19 protein-coding genes and 3 tRNA genes are annotated in these 19,186 nt (G+C 72.2%); 10 read left to right on the top strand and 12 right to left on the bottom strand.

Features of this window, described 5'->3' with window-relative positions; all coding sequences use genetic code 11:
• Window positions 1-458: 458 nt before the first annotated feature.
• Complete coding sequence (locus ABZ457_RS22170) at window positions 459-1,289, bottom strand: hypothetical protein (RefSeq protein WP_359159778.1); 831 nt, start codon at window positions 1,287-1,289, stop codon at window positions 459-461.
• Window positions 1,290-1,486: 197 nt separating this feature from the next.
• Here ABZ457_RS22170 and ABZ457_RS22165 point away from each other — a divergent pair, with 197 nt between their 5' ends.
• Both ABZ457_RS22165 and ABZ457_RS22160 read left to right on the top strand, forming a co-directional pair.
• Entirely contained in the window at window positions 1,487-2,578 is a 1,092-nt protein-coding gene (locus ABZ457_RS22165) for a Glu/Leu/Phe/Val dehydrogenase dimerization domain-containing protein (protein ID WP_359159776.1), read from the top strand.
• 280 nt (window positions 2,579-2,858) lie between these two features.
• Complete coding sequence (locus ABZ457_RS22160; RefSeq protein ID WP_026277370.1) at window positions 2,859-3,122, top strand: DUF3073 domain-containing protein; 264 nt, start codon at window positions 2,859-2,861, stop codon at window positions 3,120-3,122.
• A gap of 171 nt (window positions 3,123-3,293) precedes the next feature.
• Here the strand turns inward: ABZ457_RS22160 and purM are convergent, their stop codons facing one another.
• The 9 genes from purM to purS all read right to left on the bottom strand — a co-directional run bounded on the left by purM (window position 3,294) and on the right by purS (window position 12,843).
• The gene (gene purM / locus ABZ457_RS22155) at window positions 3,294-4,367 is read right to left on the bottom strand and encodes a phosphoribosylformylglycinamidine cyclo-ligase (protein ID WP_359159773.1); all 1,074 of its coding nucleotides are present in this window, start codon (window positions 4,365-4,367) and stop codon (window positions 3,294-3,296) included.
• Between the two features lie 35 nt (window positions 4,368-4,402).
• The gene (purF, locus tag ABZ457_RS22150) at window positions 4,403-5,929 is read right to left on the bottom strand and encodes an amidophosphoribosyltransferase (protein WP_018846244.1); all 1,527 of its coding nucleotides are present in this window, start codon (window positions 5,927-5,929) and stop codon (window positions 4,403-4,405) included.
• A 465-nt stretch (window positions 5,930-6,394) separates the two neighbouring features.
• A complete protein-coding gene (locus ABZ457_RS22145) occupies window positions 6,395-7,201 on the bottom strand; it encodes an META domain-containing protein (RefSeq protein ID WP_359159771.1) in 807 nt (268 codons plus the stop codon).
• Window positions 7,202-7,273: 72 nt separating this feature from the next.
• The gene (locus ABZ457_RS22140) at window positions 7,274-8,065 is read right to left on the bottom strand and encodes a sterol carrier family protein (RefSeq protein WP_359159769.1); all 792 of its coding nucleotides are present in this window, start codon (window positions 8,063-8,065) and stop codon (window positions 7,274-7,276) included.
• A gap of 9 nt (window positions 8,066-8,074) precedes the next feature.
• The gene (locus ABZ457_RS22135; RefSeq protein WP_359159767.1) at window positions 8,075-8,956 is read right to left on the bottom strand and encodes a M23 family metallopeptidase; all 882 of its coding nucleotides are present in this window, start codon (window positions 8,954-8,956) and stop codon (window positions 8,075-8,077) included.
• A gap of 59 nt (window positions 8,957-9,015) precedes the next feature.
• Complete coding sequence (locus ABZ457_RS22130; protein WP_359159765.1) at window positions 9,016-9,534, bottom strand: helix-turn-helix domain-containing protein; 519 nt, start codon at window positions 9,532-9,534, stop codon at window positions 9,016-9,018.
• Between the two features lie 137 nt (window positions 9,535-9,671).
• Window positions 9,672-11,921, bottom strand: a complete 2,250-nt coding sequence (gene purL / locus ABZ457_RS22125) for a phosphoribosylformylglycinamidine synthase subunit PurL (RefSeq protein WP_359159763.1) — start codon at window positions 11,919-11,921, stop codon at window positions 9,672-9,674.
• Window positions 11,921-12,601 (bottom strand): phosphoribosylformylglycinamidine synthase subunit PurQ, encoded by a 681-nt coding sequence (gene purQ / locus ABZ457_RS22120; protein ID WP_359159761.1) that lies wholly within the window; start codon window positions 12,599-12,601, stop codon window positions 11,921-11,923. The genes purL and purQ overlap by 1 nt, the downstream gene beginning before the upstream one ends.
• Window positions 12,598-12,843 carry a phosphoribosylformylglycinamidine synthase subunit PurS gene (purS, locus tag ABZ457_RS22115; RefSeq protein ID WP_026277368.1) on the bottom strand — a complete coding sequence of 82 codons (246 nt, stop codon included), beginning with the start codon at window positions 12,841-12,843 and terminating at the stop codon, window positions 12,598-12,600. The genes purQ and purS overlap by 4 nt, the downstream gene beginning before the upstream one ends.
• Window positions 12,844-13,122: 279 nt before the next feature.
• On the opposite strand from purS, the gene ABZ457_RS22110 reads away from it, so the two are divergent.
• From ABZ457_RS22110 to ABZ457_RS22075, 8 genes are all read left to right on the top strand, one after another.
• Window positions 13,123-13,461, top strand: coding sequence for an Lsr2 family protein (locus ABZ457_RS22110; RefSeq protein ID WP_359159758.1), 339 nt, complete (start codon window positions 13,123-13,125; stop codon window positions 13,459-13,461).
• Window positions 13,462-13,601: 140 nt separating this feature from the next.
• Window positions 13,602-13,673, top strand: a tRNA-Gly gene (locus tag ABZ457_RS22105).
• A gap of 79 nt (window positions 13,674-13,752) precedes the next feature.
• Window positions 13,753-13,825 (top strand) — tRNA-Gly (locus tag ABZ457_RS22100).
• A gap of 136 nt (window positions 13,826-13,961) precedes the next feature.
• The gene (locus ABZ457_RS22095) at window positions 13,962-14,966 is read left to right on the top strand and encodes an ABC transporter ATP-binding protein (RefSeq protein ID WP_359159756.1); all 1,005 of its coding nucleotides are present in this window, start codon (window positions 13,962-13,964) and stop codon (window positions 14,964-14,966) included.
• The gene (locus tag ABZ457_RS22090) at window positions 14,963-15,736 is read left to right on the top strand and encodes an ABC transporter permease (protein WP_359159754.1); all 774 of its coding nucleotides are present in this window, start codon (window positions 14,963-14,965) and stop codon (window positions 15,734-15,736) included. Before ABZ457_RS22095 ends, ABZ457_RS22090 begins: the two co-directional genes overlap by 4 nt.
• An 83-nt stretch (window positions 15,737-15,819) precedes the next feature.
• Window positions 15,820-17,250: a sensor histidine kinase gene (locus ABZ457_RS22085; protein ID WP_359159752.1), complete on the top strand. Its 1,431-nt coding sequence runs from the start codon at window positions 15,820-15,822 to the stop codon at window positions 17,248-17,250.
• Window positions 17,247-17,855: a response regulator transcription factor gene (locus ABZ457_RS22080; protein WP_359159750.1), complete on the top strand. Its 609-nt coding sequence runs from the start codon at window positions 17,247-17,249 to the stop codon at window positions 17,853-17,855. Before ABZ457_RS22085 ends, ABZ457_RS22080 begins: the two co-directional genes overlap by 4 nt.
• A 22-nt stretch (window positions 17,856-17,877) precedes the next feature.
• Window positions 17,878-17,953, top strand: a tRNA-Gly gene (locus tag ABZ457_RS22075).
• A 104-nt stretch (window positions 17,954-18,057) separates the two neighbouring features.
• Here ABZ457_RS22075 and ABZ457_RS22070 read toward each other — a convergent pair.
• On the bottom strand, window positions 18,058-18,957 hold the full coding sequence (locus tag ABZ457_RS22070) for a phosphoribosylaminoimidazolesuccinocarboxamide synthase (RefSeq protein WP_359159748.1): 900 nt from the start codon (window positions 18,955-18,957) through the stop codon (window positions 18,058-18,060).
• 22 nt (window positions 18,958-18,979) lie between these two features.
• A partial coding sequence (locus ABZ457_RS22065) for a hypothetical protein (RefSeq protein ID WP_359159746.1) occupies window positions 18,980-19,186 on the bottom strand: 207 nt, incomplete at its 5' end.

Genomic DNA, 19,186 nt, shown 5'->3' with positions numbered 1-19,186 from the left:
GAACCGAACGTTCTCGGTTCTTTCCTCTAAATTCTGCACCTTGACCCACGTCGCCCGAAATGGCAGACGCGGGCCGAGTCGGTTATAGGACGAACGGCTTGTCCTCGGCACTACAACTACACCATCTGTCCAGCCACGTCGGCCAAACCGATGGAATTGCCCTCTGAGGTGTCCATCAGCGGCCGAAGCCCGATGGACCATGCCATAACGGACAGTCACGTCACAGTAACGATCAGTCACAGAGTGATCAGGAGTCGTCAGACCCCCCATAGAGTGCAATGCTGAGCAATCCGCCCATGGCAGGACGGAAGGAACCCTCCCCGGACTCCTTGTCCTATTTTGACACGAGGGGAGGCGATGGGCGCAAGGGAGCGGTTAGTGCAGTCCGTCACGCTTGAGGGAATCGTCCGGATCGGGACCTGTGTCCCCCTCGGCCCGGCCCGCCGTCACCCCGGCCGTCAGTTGGCGAACTGACGGTCCCTCACGGCCCGCCAGCGCTCCGTCAGCCGTCCGTACACCGTGGCGGCCGTCTCACCGTCCCCGTCCCGCAGCGCCGCCAGCGCCTGCGCGGTGTCCGCCGCCGAGCGGTCGCCGGCCAGCAGCTCACCGGGGAGGGCGTGCACCAGGCCGCCGTAGTCCAGCTCCACCAGCGAGCGGGGGTGGAACTCCTCCAGCCACCGGCCGACGTCCACCAGGCTCTCGGTCAGCGGCCCCTCGTCGATCGCCTCCCGCAGGGTGCGCAGCCCCCGCGCCAGCCGGCGGCGCGCCTCGACCATGGGCGTCCGGTACCGCAGCAGGGGCGCGTCCGACTCCCAGGCCCGCTCCTCGTCGGCGAAGAGGACGAACCAGCCCACCGGAACCCCCCACACCGCGGTCCTGATCCACGGCCGCGCGTCCGGGTTCCGCTCCCGCCACCGCTCGTGGTCCGCCGCGGCCTGCGCCCGGACCACCGGCGGCAGGACCGCGTCCAGCAGCGGCCCCGGCAGCCGGCCGGGCAGCTCCTCCAGCGCCAGCCAGCCCCGCAGCCGGGTGCGCCACGGGCAGACGCACACCACCCCGCCGACCTCCGCGACGAAGGCGTCCGCGCTCTCGTGGACCTGGACGGGGACCGGTGGCACGGGGACCAAGTCGGCCAGGGAGCGGCGCAGTTCGTCCTGGGCGGTGGGCCCCGCGCCCCGCGCCGCGTACCGCTCCCAGTGCGCCCGCTCGCGCTCCGGGAAGGCCGCCAGCGGCTCGTAGACCCGCAGATAGGCCGCGTACGGGACGAGGACCGAGGACAGCGCTGGCATACGCAAATCCTTCCACGCCCGGGGGGTCTCCCGCGGGCCGGACCGGGCCCCGGGGCCGGCCGCGGGCGGCGCGAGCGGGTGATCCTCGGCACTGTGTCCGCCCTACGCGCGCGTAGGACTTACCCTCGTGCCGAACCGGGCCTTCCCCACCCACAGGAAGACCCTCCCCCGCCGCTTCTCTCTTGGGAGTCACCACCGTGACCGATGTGACCGGCGCCAGTGTCGACGTACTGAACACCCTGTTCCGATCGGAGCAGGGCGGACACGAGCAAGTCGTGCTCTGCCAGGACCGCGCCACCGGCCTGAAGGCCGTCATCGCCCTTCACTCCACCGCCCTGGGCCCCGGCCTCGGCGGCACCCGCTTCTACCCCTACGCCACCGAGCAGGACGCCGTCACCGACGCGCTCAACCTCTCCCGGGGCATGTCCTACAAGAACGCCATGGCCGGTCTCGACCACGGCGGCGGCAAGGCAGTGATCATCGGCGACCCCGAGCAGATCAAGACGGAGGAGCTCCTCCTCGCCTACGGCCGCTTCGTGGACTCCCTCGGCGGGCGCTACGTCACCGCCTGCGACGTCGGCACCTATGTCGCCGACATGGACGTCGTCGCCCGCGCGAGCCGCTGGGTCACCGGCCGCTCCCCCGAGAACGGCGGCGCCGGCGACTCCTCGGTGCTCACCGCCTTCGGCGTCTACCAGGGCATGCGCGCCTCGGCCCAGCACCTGTGGGGCGACCCCTCGCTGCGCGGCCGGAAGGTCGGCGTGGCCGGCGTCGGCAAGGTCGGCCACTACCTGGTCGGCCACCTCGTCGACGAGGGCGCCGAGGTCGTGGTGACCGATGTGCGCGAGGAGTCCGTCCGCCGCGTGCGCGACCGCCACCCGCAGGTCACCGCCGTCGCCGACACGGCCGCCCTGATCCGCACCGAGGGCCTGGACGTCTACGCCCCCTGCGCCCTCGGCGGCGCGCTCGACGACGCGACCGTCCCGGTGCTCACCGCCTCGGTCGTCTGCGGCGCGGCCAACAACCAGCTCGCCCACCCGGGCGTCGAGAAGGACCTCGCCGACCGCGGGATCCTCTACGCCCCGGACTACGTGGTCAACGCGGGCGGGGTCATCCAGGTCGCCGACGAGCTGCACGGCTTCGACTTCGACCGCTGCAAGACCAAGGCGTCGAAGATCTTCGACACCACGCTCGCCATATTCGCACGTGCGAAGGAAGACGGGATTCCGCCGGCCGCCGCGGCCGACCGGATCGCCGAGCAGCGGATCGCGGAGGCGCGGCTGCGCTGACCGCCGCGGGCGCCCGGCCCGCCCGACCGGGAGACAAGACTCACCCCGGTCGGCGGGTCGGGCCCGAAGAAGAGGTTAAAATCGCAGTTGACCAGCGAGGACGGGGCGCCTCGCGGGTTGTGTGACGTGGCACCTCATGCGGGCGGCGTACCGTATGGCCGCGGAAACAGGTACCGTTGAAGCCCTACGGACCGAGCTCTCCGAGGGGAGCCCGTTCCGCATCATGAACGCGTGTCAAGACTCTGGGGCCGTCGAGCCCCGTCACCGAGGGGGTCGAGCCATGGGGCGCGGCCGGGCCAAGGCCAAGCAGACAAAGGTCGCCCGCCAGCTGAAGTACAACAGCGGCGGGACTGACCTGTCGCGTCTGGCCAACGAGCTGGGCGCATCGACTTCGAGTCAGCTCTCGAACCAGCCGCCGAACGGCGAGGCGTTCGAGGACGACGACGAGGAAGACGACCCGTACGCACGGTACGCGGACATGTACAACGACGACGGGGACGAGGACGACGAGTCCGGCCCGTCGTCGCAGCGCCGCGGCGCTTGACGCTTCACCCACCGACCCGGTCCGAGGCCCGACCCCGGACCGGGTTCTGTGCGCTCTCCGTGCTGCCCGGCCCGGGTCCCGTACCCGTCGGCCGGTGAGGCGGCGGCCCTTACGGGCCGGCCGCCTCCTCGTCGTGCCGTCACTGCCACCGGCATCCCCGGACCCGTGCCCTCAGCGGGCGTACGCCCCGGTCAGCTCGGCGCCGGTCGCCCGGTCGCCGCGCTCGGTGATCCGCCCGGCCACCCAGGCGTCCACACCGCGGTCCGCCAGGGTCGCGAGCGCCACGTCGACCGAGGTCTCCGGGACGACCGCCATCATGCCGACGCCCATGTTCAGCGTCTTCTCCAGCTCCAGCCGCTCGACCTGCCCGGCCTTCCCGACCAGGTCGAACACCGCGCCCGGGGTCCAGGTCGAGCGGTCCACCTCGGCGTGCAGTCCGTCCGGGACGACCCGGGCCAGGTTGGCCGCGAGCCCGCCGCCGGTGATGTGGCTGAAGGCGTGCACCTCGGTGGTGCGGATCAGGGCCAGGCAGTCCAGCGAGTAGATCTTGGTCGGCTCCAGCAGCTCCTCGCCGAGGGTGCGGCCGAACTCCTCGACCCGCGCCTCCAGCGCCAGCTTCGCCCGGTCGAACAGCACATGCCGGACCAGCGAGTACCCGTTCGAGTGAAGGCCGGAGGACGCCATCGCGATGACCACGTCACCCGTGCGGATGCGATCCGGACCCAGCACCCGGTCGGCCTCCACCACACCGGTGCCGGCGCCCGCGACATCGAAGTCGTCCGGCCCGAGCAGGCCGGGGTGCTCGGCGGTCTCGCCGCCGACCAGGGCGGTGCCGGCAAGGACGCAGCCCTCGGCGATGCCCTTGACGATCCCGGCCACCCGCTCGGGGTGGACCTTGCCGACGCAGATGTAGTCGGTCATGAACAGCGGCTCGGCGCCGCAGACGACGATGTCGTCCATGACCATGGCGACCAGGTCGTGGCCGATGGTGTCGTACACGCCGAGCTGCCGGGCGATGTCGACCTTCGTGCCGACGCCGTCGGTCGCGGAGGCGAGCAGCGGGCGCTCGTAGCGCTTGAGGGCGGAGGCGTCGAAGAGGCCGGCGAAGCCGCCGATGCCGCCGAGACCGGCGACCTCGGGGCGCTGGGTCTTCTTCACCCACTCCTTCATCAGCTCGACGGCGCGGTCGCCCGCTTCGATGTCGACACCTGCCGCGGCGTAGCTGGCACCGGTGGTCTGAGACATGGCTTCAGAGCTTTCGTGTCGTTACTGCGGGAGTCTTACGGGCGGCGCAGCGCGTCGGCCGCCGCGGTGGCGGCGGGCCCGGCGGCCAGCTCGGTCTCCAGGAGCTGCTTGCCGAGGAGCTCCGGGTCCGGCAGCTCCATCGGGTACTCGCCGTCGAAGCAGGCGCGGCACAGGTTCGGCTTGTCGATCGTCGTGGCGTCGATCATGCCGTCGATGGAGATGTAGGCCAGGGAGTCGGCGCCCAGCGAGGAGCCGATCTCGTCGATGGTCATGCCGTTGGCGATGAGCTCCGCGCGGGTGGCGAAGTCGATGCCGAAGAAGCAGGGCCACTTCACCGGCGGGGAGGAGATCCGGATGTGGACCTCGGCGGCGCCGGCCTCGCGGAGCATCTTCACCAGGGCGCGCTGGGTGTTGCCGCGGACGATCGAGTCGTCGACCACGACCAGGCGCTTGCCCCGGATGACCTCCTTGAGCGGGTTCAGCTTGAGGCGGATGCCGAGCTGCCGGATGGTCTGCGAGGGCTGGATGAAGGTGCGGCCGACATAGGCGTTCTTCACCAGGCCGGAGCCGTACGGGATACCGCTCGCCTCGGCGTAGCCGATCGCCGCGGGGGTGCCGGACTCCGGCGTCGCTATGACGAGATCGGCCTCGACGGGAGCTTCCTTGGCCAGTTTCCGGCCCATTTCGACGCGCGAGAGGTACACGTTCCGGCCCGCGATGTCCGTGTCCGGACGGGCCAGGTAGACGTACTCGAAGACACAGCCCTTGGGCTTCGCTTCCGCGAATCGAGAGGTGCGGATGCCGTTCTCGTCGATGGCGATCATCTCGCCGGGTTCGACCTCGCGGACGTAGGCCGCGCCGCAGATGTCGAGGGCGGCGGACTCGGAGGCGACGACCCAGCCCCGCTCCAGCCGGCCGAGGACCAGCGGGCGGATGCCCTGCGGATCACGGGCCGCGTAGAGGGTGGACTCGTCCATGAAGACCAGGGAGAAGGCGCCCCGCACCTCGGGGAGGACCTTGGCGGCCGCCTCCTCGACGGTGAGCGGCTTGCCGTCCTCGTCGACCTGGCCGGCGAGCAGGGCCGTGACCAGGTCGGTGTCGTTGGTCGCGGCGACCTGGGTGGCCCGGCCGTTCTCCTTGGGGAGGTCGGCGACCATCTCCGCGAGCTGCGCGGTGTTGACCAGGTTGCCGTTGTGGCCGAGCGCGATCGAGCCGTGGGCCGTGGCCCGGAAGGTCGGCTGCGCGTTCTCCCACACGGAGGCGCCGGTGGTCGAGTACCGGGCGTGACCGACCGCGATATGGCCGGTCAGGGAGCCGAGGGAGGTTTCGTCGAAGACCTGGGAGACCAGTCCCATGTCCTTGAAGACGAGGATCTGGGAGCCGTTGCTGACCGCGATTCCCGCGGATTCCTGGCCTCGATGCTGGAGGGCGTAGAGCCCGAAGTAAGTGAGCTTGGCGACCTCTTCGCCCGGAGCCCAGACACCGAAGACGCCGCAAGCGTCCTGGGGGCCCTTCTCGCCGGGGAGCAGGTCGTGGTTGAGTCGTCCGTCACCACGTGGCACGGCACCGAGTGTAGGCGAGATCGACCACTGGTCCGAATTGGGGATGCCGTGCAAGGGCTTTCTCCCGGCCTCCGGGGCCACGCGATCCGGCCCCGGAACTGATCGTTCCAGCGGTGTGCGCGGGGCTTCCGGATCACCTCGGGGCCCGCGCTCCGGGCCCGCCGCCGGCCGGAACGGCCCCTGGCCGCACGGCCGGACGCCACAGGTCACCCGGGTGGCGCGGCCCCGTGCGCGGGGCCGCCCGGGACCCGGCCCGGACCGCGCAGGAACGCCCTGCCGACGCGTGGGCGAGTTCACACCGGAACCCGCCGCGGAACGCCGACGCGCCGGGTCCCGCGCATCCGCCGGGACGGGTGCGCGGGACCCGTCGCGTCGGCCGGGGCGGGCGGGTCGGGCCCGTGGGGAAGCCGGTCCCGCGAGGCCGGTCCCGCGGGGCCGGCCGCGCGTGGGCCGGCCGCGGGCGGGTCAGGAGGCGGCCGCGCGGGCCGCGACGCCCTTGCCGTTCTCGGCGGTCAGGGTCAGGGAACGGTCCTTGACCTCGTACGTCACCGGGCCGGACTCCAGGAGCGCGGTGAGCTGCCGCTCCAGGTCCATCTCCGGGCCCGGGCAGAGCTTCCGGGTGGCGGCGATCCGGCCGAAGGTGATCGTGTCCCCCTTCACCTCCGCCGTGCTGGAGAAGCGGTTGCAGCCCAGGCTGCCGCCGACCGTGCCGTCCTTGGCGATGGTCAGGTGCGCCTTGTTCTCGGTGCCCGCGGGCACGGACGCGGCCGTCGTGCCGTCCACGAGGGAGTCCACGGTCCACTTGGTGCCCGTCAGGGGCGCCGGCTTCTCGGCGGAGAGTGCGATGGTGTCCCCCTTGCCGGTCGTGAGGGTGAGCCGGCCGTCCGTGAGCTTCGCCTTCAGCTCACCGGTCAGCGCGCCGCGCAGGGCGTCCTCGAAGCCCTGCACCTTCCCCTCGCATGCCTTCTCGGTCATGGTGCCCTCGCCCACGGTCACGGTGTCGCCCTTCACGGTGACGTCCGCGCCGAACTGGTTGCAGCCGTAGCTGCCCTCGGCGCGCCCCTTGTCGGTGATCTCGACATGGGCGCCCTCGGGGGCGGCGCTGCGTTTCCCGTCGACGGTGAGGCTGTCGACGGACCACCGGACGCCGGAGAGCGGCACGTCCGGCGCCACCGAGCCGCCGCCCGCGGAGCCCGCTGAGGACTCCGTGCCGCAGGCGGCGAGCGCGAGGAGGGCCAGTGCGGTCACAGGGATGCTCAGTTGCTTGCGCATGCGGATGGGACGGAGCCGGCCCCCGACCGGTTCCCGCCGGGTTCCCGGTCCGGTGCGCCCACCGCCCGCCGCTCAGCCGAGGATCGGCAGCAGCGCGCCCAGGTCGGCTCGCTCCCCGCTGGCGCTGACCTGCGCCTTCTCCCGGGCGTCGGCCCAGCTCCGGCGGCCGGTGGCGAGCCTGGTCCAGGTGAGCGGATCGGTCTCCACGACGTTCGGCGGGGTGCCCCGGGTGTGCCGGGGGCCCTCGACGCACTGCACGACCGCGAACGGCGGGACGCGCACCTCGGTCGAGGCGCCGGGCGCCTTCACGGCGAGGGCGTCCGCGAGCAGCCGGGTGCACGCGGCGAGCGCCTGCCGGTCGTACGGGATCTCCAGCCCGGTCGCGTCGTTGAGGTCGTCGGTGTGCACGATCAACTCGACGGTCCGGGTGACCAGGAAGTCGCCGAGCCGCATACCGCCGAAGCGCATCGGGACCAGCCGCTCGGCCGGGGCACCGGGCAGCAGGGCGCCGACCCGCTCGGCGGTGCGCGCGTAGAGCTCGGGCAGGGTGCCGCCCGCGGCGAAGGCGCGGGTGTCCCCGTCGACCCGGTCCGCCGCCGTCACCGTCGCGAACGGCCAGTCCAGGAGGGTGAGATCGGCCTTCGCGGGCTCCGGCTGCTCCAGGTATCCGGCGACCAGACCGGTCACCATGGCGATGTGCGCGGCGAGTTCGCGCACCGTCCAGTCGCCGAGACGGGTGGGCAGGGCCAGTTGATCGGGCGTCATCCCCTCCACGGCCTCGCGGACGTGTCCGAACTGCGCGAGGACGGCGGCCCTGGTCCGGTCGTGGTCGTACGCCCTCGGGCGCTTCTTGGCAGGCGGCATGGCCCGACCCTACGGCGCGGGCGGGGTGATGGGGGCGGCGCCCGGAGCGGGCACCGCGTCGGGGCGGCCGGCGGGGTCCGCCGTGAACGCCTCGCCGTTCGCCGGCACCCCCACCCCCCGCCAGCGGAACGGGATGCCGTACGCGGTCTCGGAGTCGGGGCCGTCCATGAGCTGGAAGTGCAGATGCGGCTCGCTGGAGTTGCCCGAGTTGCCGCACTCGGCGATCACCTGCCCGGCGCTCACCCGGTCCCCGGGGCGCACGGTGAGCGAGCCGCGCCGCAGGTGCCCGTAGACCGCGTGGACACCGTCGCCGAGGTCGAGGACCAGGTGGTTGCCGAGGACCCGGCGCGGACCGCCGATGTCCCGGAAGGAGCCCTCCACGAAGAGCATGAAGAGGGCGGCGGGCACGGAGTTGCGGCTGAGGTGGTCCCGCTGCCGGTCCTCGCAGTGCACCACGGTGGCGTCGGCCACCGCGTGGAGCGGGGCGCCGAAGGCGGGGAAGTCCCGCGCGGGACGGGCCAGGGGCCAGAGCGCGGCGAACGCGGGGCGGGGCCGGTCCTCGGGCTCGGCGATGACGTCGATGGCGTAGGTCTGCCCGTAGGTGTGGGTGCCGTGGCTCGGGGTGCGGTCCGCGGGGCTGTGCAGGGTGGTCCAGCGGCCCGAGACGGGCGGGCGCACCTCGACCGCCTCGCACCGCCGCAGCCGGAAGACGCGCCGGTGGTGCACGGCCATCCCCAGCCCGATCGCCAGGGCGAGCAGGGCGGGCAGCCACAGCCAGAACCGGCCGAAGGGCCAGTCGGCGAAGAAGGTGCTGGTGACGCAGGCGAAGAACGCCAGCCAGGCGGTCCTGCGCACCGCGGCGAGGATCTTGAGGGTGGTGCGGGCGGTCATGGTCTTCCCTCGTCTCGTCGGGTCGTACGTCGTCGTCTCCCCCGGCCCCGGGGGCGCTGTCAGGGCCGCGCGGCGGTCAGCACCACCAGCAGGGGGACGACCCGGGCCGGGGGGACCTCGTAGCGGCCGCGACCGGCCGGGTGCAGCCAGCCGGTGCCGCTGAGCTGGCGCAGGTGGTGGTAGATCTGGCCGGTCGTGCCGAGCCCGTCCAGCTCGGCCAGTTCGGCGGCGGTGCGGCGGCCGGCCAGGATCTCGCGCAGCAGCCGCAGCCGGACCGGATGGCCGAGGGCGGCCAGCGGTTCGGCGCGGTCCGCCCAGTCCTCGCCCTCCTCCCCGAGCAGGGACTCGGTGGCGAGGGCGTACTGCCACTCGTAGCGCTCGCCGGGCGGCAGCCGGACCGCGCCGGTGAACAGCACACCGCCGTCCTCCGCGCCGAGCCCGTCGAGCTGCCGCTTGAGCCCTTCGAGGGCCCAGAAGTCGCCCTCGCCGACGCCGGTCGTCCCGGCCGCGTCGGCCCCGGTGCCCTCCAGCGCGGCCACCCGCGCCTCCAGCGCCGCGACCCGTTCCTCCAGTTCCATGACTGCGAGATTACGTAATTACGTAGAAGCATGCAAGGTGCGAGAAGCATGCAAGGGCGAGCCCTCGGGAACGCCGACGCCCCGCCCGGGCGGCCCGGGCGGGGCGTCGTACAGATTCGTACAGAGGGGACGCGGCGTCAGACGAGCAGACCCGGGATGGTCTCCTCGTGCGCCGTGCGCAGTTCGGCCAGCGGGATGCCGAACTCGCCCTGGACCTCGACCGCGTCGCCGTCGACGACGCCGATCCGGGTCGCGGGCAGGCCGCGCGCACCGCACATGTCGGTGAAGCGGAGCTCCTCGCTGCGCGGGACGGCGACGACCGCGCGGCCGGCCGACTCGCTCAGCAGGAAGGTGAACGCGTCCAGGCCGTCCGGGACGACCAGCCGGGCGCCCTTCCCGCCGCGCAGGCAGGACTCGGTGACGGCCTGGATCAGACCGCCGTCCGAGAGGTCGTGCGCCGCGTCGATCATGCCGTCGCGGGAGGCCGAGATCAGGATCTCGGCGAGCAGCTTCTCCCGCTCCAGGTCCACCACGGGCGGCAGACCGCCGAGGTGGTCGTGGACGACCTGGGACCAGGCCGAGCCGCCGAACTCCTCGCGGGTGTCACCGAGCAGGTAGAGCAGCTGCCCCTCCTCGGCGAAGGCGATCGGGGTGCGGCGCGTGACGTCGTCGATCACACCGAGGACGGCCACCACCGGGGTCGGGTGGATCGCCGTCTCCCCGGTCTGGTTGTAGAGGGAGACATTGCCGCCGGTGACCGGGGTGCCGAGCGCCAGGCAGCCGTCCGCGAGACCGCGGGTGGCCTCGGCGAACTGCCACATCACGTCCGGGTCCTCGGGGGAGCCGAAGTTGAGGCAGTCGGAGATCGCCAGCGGCTTCGCACCGGAGGCGGCCACGTTCCGGTACGCCTCGGCCAGCGCGAGCTGGGCGCCGGTGTACGGGTCGAGCTTGGCGTACCGGCCGTTGCCGTCGGTCGCCATGGCCACGCCGAGGTTGGTCTCCTCGTCGATGCGGACCATGCCCGCGTCCTCGGGCTGGGCGAGCACGGTGTTGCCCTGCACGAAGCGGTCGTACTGGTCGGTGATCCACGCCTTGGAGGCCTGGTTCGGGGAGGCGACCAGCTTCAGGACCTGGGCGCGCAGCTCCTCGGAGGTGGCCGGGCGGGGCAGCGCGTTCGCGTCGTCGGCCTGGAGGGCGTCCTGCCAGGACGGGCGGGCGTACGGGCGCTGGTAGACCGGGCCCTCGTGGGCGACCGTGCGCGGGGGCACGTCCACGATCTGCTCGCCGTGCCAGAAGATCTCCAGCCGCTCGCCGTCGGTGACCTCACCGATCACGGTGGCGATGACGTCCCACTTCTCGCAGATCGCGAGGAAGCGGTCGACCTTCTCCGGCTCGACGATCGCGCACATGCGCTCCTGCGACTCACTCATGAGGATCTCCTCGGGCGAGAGGGTCGCGTCCCGCAGGTGCACCCGGTCCAGCTCGACGCGCATACCGCCGGAACCGGCGCTCGCCAGCTCCGAGGTGGCACAGGAGAGCCCGGCGCCGCCGAGGTCCTGGATGCCCGCGACCAGCTTCTCCTTGAAGATCTCCAGGGTGCACTCGATGAGGAGCTTCTCCTGGAACGGGTCGCCGACCTGGACGGCGGGGCGCTTGGTGGGCTTCGAGTCGTCGAAGGTCTCGGACGCGAGGACCGAGACGCCGCCGATGCCGTCGCCGCCGGTGCGGGCGCCGTACAGGATGACCTTGTTGCCCGCGCCGGACGCCTTCGCCAGGTGGATGTCCTCGTGCTTCATCACACCGATGCAGCCGGCGTTGACCAGCGGGTTGCCCTGGTAGCAGGAGTCGAAGACGACCTCGCCGCCGATGTTCGGCAGGCCCAGGCAGTTGCCGTAGCCGCCGATGCCGGCGACCACACCGGGCAGCACGCGCTTGGTGTCGGGGTGGTCGGCCGCACCGAAGCGCAGCGGGTCCACCACGGCGACCGGGCGGGCGCCCATCGCGAGGATGTCGCGCACGATGCCGCCGACTCCGGTGGCCGCGCCCTGGTAGGGCTCGATGTAGGAGGGGTGGTTGTGCGACTCGACCTTGAAGGTGACCGCGTAGCCCTGGCCGACGTCGACCACACCCGCGTTCTCGCCGATGCCGACGAGCAGGGCGTCGGACTCGGGGGCCTTCTCGCCGAACTGCTTCAGATGGACCTTGCTGCTCTTGTACGAGCAGTGCTCGGACCACATGACGCTGTACATCGCCAGCTCGGCGCCGGTGGGCCGGCGGCCGAGGATCTCGCGGATGCGCGTGTACTCGTCCTCCTTGAGCCCGAGTTCCCGCCAGGGCTGCTCGGCGTCAGGGGTCCCGGAGGCGTGCTTGACGGTGTCGAGAGTCATCAGGCGCTGACCAACTTCTTGAGGATCGAGGTGAAGAATCCGAGCCCGTCGGTGCCACCGGTTCCGATGCCCGGCTCCACCGCGTGCTCGGGGTGCGGCATCAGGCCGACGACATTGCCCTCGGCGTTGGTGATCCCCGCGATGTCGCGGAGCGAGCCGTTGGGGTTGACGTCGAGGTAGCGGAAGGCGACGCGGCCCTCGGCCTCCAGCTCGTCGAGCACGCGCTCGTCGGCGGTGTAGCGGCCGTCCATGTTCTTCAGGGGGACCGAGATCTCCTGGCCCCGCGCGTAGTCGGCGGTCCAGGCGGTGTCCGCGTTCTCGACCCGGAGCTTCTGGTCGCGGCAGATGAAGTGCAGATGGTTGTTCCGCAGCATCGCGCCGGGCAGCAGATGCGCCTCGGTGAGGATCTGGAAGCCGTTGCAGATGCCGAGGACCGGCATACCGCCCCTGGCCTGCTCGATGATCGTCTCCATCACCGGGGAGAAGCGCGAGATGGCGCCGGCGCGCAGATAGTCGCCGTAGCTGAACCCGCCGGCCAGGACGACCGCGTCGACCTGGTGGAGGTCCTTGTCGCGGTGCCAGAGCGACACGGGCTCGGCGCCCGCGAGGCGGACCGCGCGCAGGGCGTCCTGGTCGTCGAGCGTCCCGGGGAAGGTGACGACTCCGATGCGTGAGGTCACGACTCGACCCTCACGACGAAGTCCTCGATGACGGTGTTGGCGAGGAAGGTCTCGGCCATCTCGTGGATGCGGGCGAGGGCGGCGTCGTCGACCGGCCCGTCCACCTCCAGCTCGAAGCGCTTCCCCTGACGTACGTCCGCGATGCCGTCGAACCCCAGTCGGGGCAGTGCACGCTGCACCGCCTGCCCCTGGGGGTCGAGGATCTCGGGCTTGAGCATGACGTCGACTACGACGCGAGCCACGGGCACTCCCGGTGGTGTGTTGCGAGGGCGGTTCCCTCAGCGTACCCGGCCGGAAAATCTACGCGGGTAGATATTCACAAGGGGCTACCGGGAAATCCCGGACACAATCCTGAAGCACTTTGCACCGGACACGCGCAGACAATTGGCGGGGCTTCACAATGCACCGCCGACCGCTGTACAAAGGAATACAGAGGAAAGCAGCATTGCGCCTCGACTGCCGAAAATCCGGTGTCTGCGCACGTCAGAAGCGCCGGCACCGCAGGGAAAGGACCGATGTCCGTGGCTCAGCGAGTAGTGGTCGAGCTCTCCGACGACATCGACGGGGGAGCAGCGGCGGAAACGGTCACGTTCGGCCTCGACGGGAAGTCGTACGAGATCGACCTCAATACGTCCAATGCCAAGAAACTGCGCAAGGCACTGGCTCCGTACATGGCGGCCGGACGAAAGCGGGCGGCGGGCGGCGCGAAGCGCGAGCGCCCGGCCGGCGGGTACCGGCACACCTCTCTGGAGCCGGCGCCGGCGGCGGTCCGCGCCTGGGCGCAGTCCCGCAAGATGGACGTCCCGGCCCGCGGCCGGATCCCCAAGCACGTCTACGAGGCGTTCCGCGAGGCGAGTTGAGACGTCCGCTCCGGGCCGGACCGCCGGGGCAGGGTCCGGCGGGCCCGCCGCGAAGGCGAGTTGCACGGCACCCCGGGTGATCGGCTAGAGTCTGGAGCACGCCGAGGGGCGAGGCCGCAAGGCCCCATCCCGAGGAGCGTGCGGGTGTAGTTCAGTAGTAGAACATCCCCCTTCCAGGGGGAAGGCGCAGTGTGCAATTCCTGTCACCCGCTCCGCATCGCTTTACCGGCCACTCTTGTGGATCAGGTACAGTGGTGGCGCGCCGCCCGGTGAAAGCCGAGCGGGAGCAATGCGGACGTGGCTCAGTTGGTAGAGCATCACCTTGCCAAGGTGAGGGTCGCGAGTTCGAATCTCGTCGTCCGCTCGTGAGCGAAGGCCCCGATCTACGGATCGGGGCCTTCGTCGTTCCCGGCCGCCACTCATTCCCCGATGACATTTGTCATGCGGGGCGATGACAGCGCGCACTGCCCCGGCGCCCGCGGCGGCGGAAGCCTTGAGACATGACCGACGACGAGTACGTGATCGAGGCCGACGGCCTGCGCCGCGTCTACAGCGGCGGGTTCGAGGCGGTCCGCGGGATCTCCCTGGGCGTCCGCCGCGGCGAGGTGTTCGCCCTGCTCGGGACCAACGGGGCGGGCAAGACCTCCAGTGTGGAGCTGCTGGAGGGCCTGGCGCCCGCGAGCGGCGGAACAGTCCGGGTCCTCGGGCGGGACCCCTGGCGCGACCGGGCCGCCGTCCGCCCCCGGATCGGGGTGATGCTCCAGGAGGGCGGCTTCCCGTCCGATCTGACCGCCGCCGAGACCACCCGGATGTGGGCGGGCTGCACCACCGGCGCCCGTCCCGTCGCGGAGGCGCTGGACCTGGTCGGGCTCAGCGGCCGGGCCGGCGTCCGCGTCAAGCAGCTCTCCGGCGGTGAGCGGCGGCGGCTCGACCTGGCCCTCGCGCTCCTCGGCCGCCCCGAGGTCCTCTTCCTCGACGAACCGACCACCGGTCTCGACGCCGAGGGCCGGCGCGACACCTGGGACCTGGTGCGCGCCCTGCGGGACAACGGCACCACCGTGCTGCTCACCACGCACTACCTGGAGGAGGCCGAGTCCCTGGCCGACCGGCTGGCGATCATGCACCGCGGCCGGATCGTCACGGCGGGCACCCCGGCCGAGGTCACCGCCCGGCGCCCGGCGCGTATCCGGTTCACCCTGCCGGAGTCCGTCCCCGCCGCCCGGCTGCCGCTGGGCCTGCGGGCCGGGGCGCAGGGGCAGCGGGTCGAGATCCGCACCCACGACCTCCAGCAGGACCTGGGCGAACTCATCGACTGGGCACGGGCGTCGGACGTCGTCCTCGGGGGTCTGGACGCACGGTCCGCCTCCCTGGAGGAGGCGTTCCTCGACATCGCGCAACGGGAACAGCACGGCCCCGAGGACGCTCTCGTCGGCGGGGGCCACCGTGACAGCGGGGACAACGGAGACCACGGAGACTTCGAGGACAGGGTGGTGGGCGTCCGATGACGACCTCGACGGCGACCGTGGGACGGCTCACGGCACTCGGACGGGCCGAGATCACCCTGCTCGTCCGCAACAGGTCGGCGCTGTTCGTCGCCCTCCTGATGCCCGCGCTGATGGTCGGCGCGATCAAGGGCTCCCTCGGCAACCTCGATCTCGACGGCACCGGGCTGACCGTCGCCGGCACGGTGATGACCAGCGGCATCGGCATGGCCCTGCTCTTCGTCGTGCATATGAACCTGGTCTCCGCCTATGTGGCCCGGCGCGAGGACCTGGTCCTCAAGCGGCTGCGCACCGGCGAGGCGTCCGACACCGAGATCCTGACGGGGACCGCGCTGCCCTCGGCGGCGGTCGCCCTCGCGCAGTGCGCCGCCCTGCTCGTCGCCGGCGCCGCGTTCTTCGGCCTCGGCGCGCCCGAGCGGCCCGAGCTCCTGGTCGCGGGCGTGCTGGTGGGCATCGTGATGATGGCCGCGCTGGCCGCGGCGACGGCGGCCGTCACCCGGACCGTGGAGAGCGCGCAGATCACCACCCTGCCGTTCTTCCTCGTCTCCTCCCTCGGCTCCGGCCTGTTCCTGCCGCTGGAGGTGCTGCCCGAGCGGGTGGCCGCGGTGTGCGAGTTCCTGCCGATGACCGGGGTGATGACCCTGGTGCGGACCGGCTGGCTCGGCGGCGCGGACACCGGCGAGGTGACCTGGGCCCTGGGTGCGGCACTGGCCTGGATCGGGCTGGCCGTGTTTGCTGTGCGGCGGTGGTTCCGCTGGGAGCCGCGCCGCTGAGCGGGGCGGGCCTTGAGCGAAGGGGTGCCTTGAGCGGGGCGGTGCCTTGAGCGGGACCGGGAAACGACGGAGGTGAGCGGGACGTGACGGACGCGACGGTGACGGCGGCCGGTCCGGCCGGGGACACGGCGGCCGACGACCGGCCGGCCGCCCGGAAGGGCTGGCGGGGCCGCAGCAGGTTCGCCAAGGTCGACCTCTACACCCGCTGGACGGTCTACGCCCTCCAGTGGGGCGCGGTCCTCGGCACCCTGCTGAACCTGTTCACCCGACCGGTCCGGACGGACGGCCCCCTCCTGCTGGTGGTGCCCGCCCTGCTGCTGGTGCCGCTCAACGGAGTGCTGTGCCACCGCTTCGCCCGCACCGCGATGAACGCCTATCTGGTGCGGCGCCCGATCCCGCCGCGCGCCGCCGCCCCGGCGGCCGCCTCGACCACGGCCCTGATCGTCCTGGTGATCGCGCTCGCGAGCCGGGCCGATCTGACCGGTCTGGTGCCCCTGCTGATCGGCTGCTGCCTGGTGCCGGTCATGAGCGCCCACTGCCTGGTCGCACGGGTGCGCACGGTGGTCCTGCACCAGGCGGCGGTGCTCGCCGTGCTGGCCGCCCTCCTCCCGCTCGGCGGCCAGGACGCCGCGACCACGATCGTCACCGTCGTCACGGTCGGCGTCGTCACCGGCTGGCTCGCGCTCACCGTCCGGCTGTCGCTGTGGGTGCTGGGCGTGATGTGGGAACTGCGGGACGCCCGTGACGTCCAGGCCCGGCTCGCCGTCGCGGAGGAACGCCTCCGCTTCGGCCGCGACCTGCACGATGTGCTCGGCCGCAACCTCGCCGTCATCGCGCTCAAGGCCGAGCTGGCGGTCCAACTGGCCGAACGGGGACGGCCGGAGGCCGTGGACCAGATGACCGAGGTCCAGCGGATCGCCCGCGAGTCCCAGCGCGAGGTGCGCGAGGTGGTGCGCGGCTACCGGGAGGCCGATCTGCGGGCGGAGCTGGAGGGCGCCCGGAGTGTGCTCGCCGCCGCCGGGATCGACTGCACGGTCGGCTTGCCGCCCTCGGAGCGGTCCGCCGCGGAACTCGCCACGCTGTCGCCGCGGGTGCGGTCGGCCCTCGGCTGGGTGGTCCGCGAGTCGACGACCAACGTCCTCCGGCACGGCGACGCCCGGCACTGCGCGGTCACCGTGGACACCTCCCCCGACGCCGTGGAGCTGACCGTGGAGAACGACGGCGCCGCCCCGGCCGGGCCGTCCGTCCCCACTGCCGGTTCCGGCCTCGCGGGGCTGCGCGAACGGCTCCAGGCGGTCGGCGGCACGCTGGAGGCCGGGCCCGTCCCGGAGGGCCGCTTCCGGGTGACCGCCCGGGTCCCGCTGGGCGGCGCGGACCCCGGTGGCCCCCTCTCCGGCACACCCCTGAGCGGCGGCCCCGAGCCGACCGACGACCCCGAGCCCGTCGGCCGCCCCGAGCTGTCCGACGACCCGGGGTTTTCCGACGACCCCGAGGACCTCAAGGAGTCCGTGTGAGCGTGCGCGTCCTGCTCGCCGACGACGAGCATCTGATCCGTGGCGCACTCGCCGCCCTCCTCGCCCTGGAGGACGACCTGACCGTCGTCGCCGAGGCCGCCAGCGGGCCCGAGGCACTCGCCATGGCCCTGGCCCACCGACCGGACGTGGCCGTGCTCGACCTCCAGATGCCCGGCGCGGACGGCGTGACGATCGCCACACGCCTGCGGGACGAACTCCCCGGCTGCCGCACCATGATCGTGACCAGCCACGGGCTGCCCGGCCATCTGAAACGGGCCCTGGCCGCGGGCGTCCGGGGCTTTGTGCCGAAGACCGTGAGCGCCCGCAGGCTCGCCGAGATCATCCGGACCGTCCACAGCGGAAACCGCTATGTGGACCCGGAGTTGGCCGCCGACGCGATCTCCGCCGGCGACTCCCCGCTCACCACCCGGGAGGCCGAGGTGCTGGCCCTGGCCGCCGACGGCGCCCCGGTCGCGGAGATCGCCGCGCGGGCCTCCCTCTCCCCGGGGACCGTGCGCAACTACCTCTCCTCGGCCGCCGCGAAGCTGGGTGCCGAGAACCGCCATACGGCGGTACGTCTCGCGCGGCGGAAAGGTTGGGTATAGTGGGCTCCGCGCTACGGCGCATGCGGACGTGGCTCAGTTGGTAGAGCATCACCTTGCCAAGGTGAGGGTCGCGAGTTCGAATCTCGTCGTCCGCTCCATACGAAGAAGCCCCCGGCGGGATCGCCGGGGGCTTCTTCGTGCGCCCCCGGGCCGGGTGCCGGGCCCGCGCGGGGCGGGGCCGGCACCGGCGGACCGGAAACTGTCAGGACCAGCTCAGGCCCGTGAGGCGCTCGTACGCCTCCACGTACTTCGCCCGGGTCGCGTCCACGACCTCCTGGGGCAGGGCGGGCGGCGGCTGCTCGCTCCGGCGGTCCCAGCCGGAGGCCGGCGAGGTGAGCCAGTCGCGGACGAACTGCTTGTCGTACGAAGGCTGGGGACGGCCCGGCTCCCAGGTGTCGGCCGGCCAGAACCGCGAGGAGTCGGGGGTCAGCACCTCGTCCGCGAGGACGAGGGCGTCCCCGTCGAAGCCGAACTCGAACTTGGTGTCCGCCAGGATGATGCCCCGCTCCCGGGCGATGTCCCGGGCGCGCGCGTAGACGTCGATCGTGGTGCGGCGCAGCAGGGCCGCGGTCTCCGCGCCGACCTGGCGGGCGACCTCCTCGTAGCTCACGTTCTCGTCGTGGTCGCCCACCGCGGCCTTGGTGGCGGGGGTGAAGATCGGCGCCGGGAGCTCGGAGCCGTCCGTGAGCCCCTCCGGAAGGGCGAGGCCGCAGACCGTGCGCGTCTCCCGGTACTCGGCGAGGCCGGAACCGGTCAGGTAGCCGCGGGCCACGCACTCCACGGGGACCATCCGCAGCGAGCGGCAGACCAGGGTGCGGCCCTCCCAGTCGGCGGGGGCGCCGGCGGGCAGCTCGGTGGAGATCACATGGTTGGGGGCGAGGTCCTGGAGCAGCTCGAACCACCACAGGGACAGCCGGGTGAGCACCCGCCCCTTGTCCGGGATCTCGGTGGGCAGCACCCAGTCGTACGCGGAGATGCGGTCGCTGGCGACCATCACGAGGTCGCCCGCCTCGTTCCGGTACAGGTCGCGCACCTTGCCGGTGTGCAGATGCACCAGGCCGGGCACCTGGCGCGGCTCGGGCTTTTCGACGAATCCGGACACGGTTCCTCCCCGTGGAGACATACTACGGCTCCGATTGTCCCGTACGCGGGCGGGACTCTCCTGACCAGGGGTGCGGGCGGGCCCTGTCCGGCCTGACCAGGGGTGCGGGCGCGGTACCCGGCGCGGCCCGGCCCGGCTCAGAAAGTGTTGGGTAATTGATCAACTGCTGCTTGTAGTCGACGGTGGTGATCTTCGCGGTCTGAGAGTTCGCGAAGATCACCGTCATGTG

The sequence above is a fragment of the Streptomyces sp. NPDC005805 genome (assembly GCF_040630445.1).
Lineage (GTDB): Bacteria > Actinomycetota > Actinomycetes > Streptomycetales > Streptomycetaceae > Streptomyces.
Note: the sequence above shows the minus strand (reverse complement) of the source record. Positions and strands in the feature narration are given on the sequence as shown.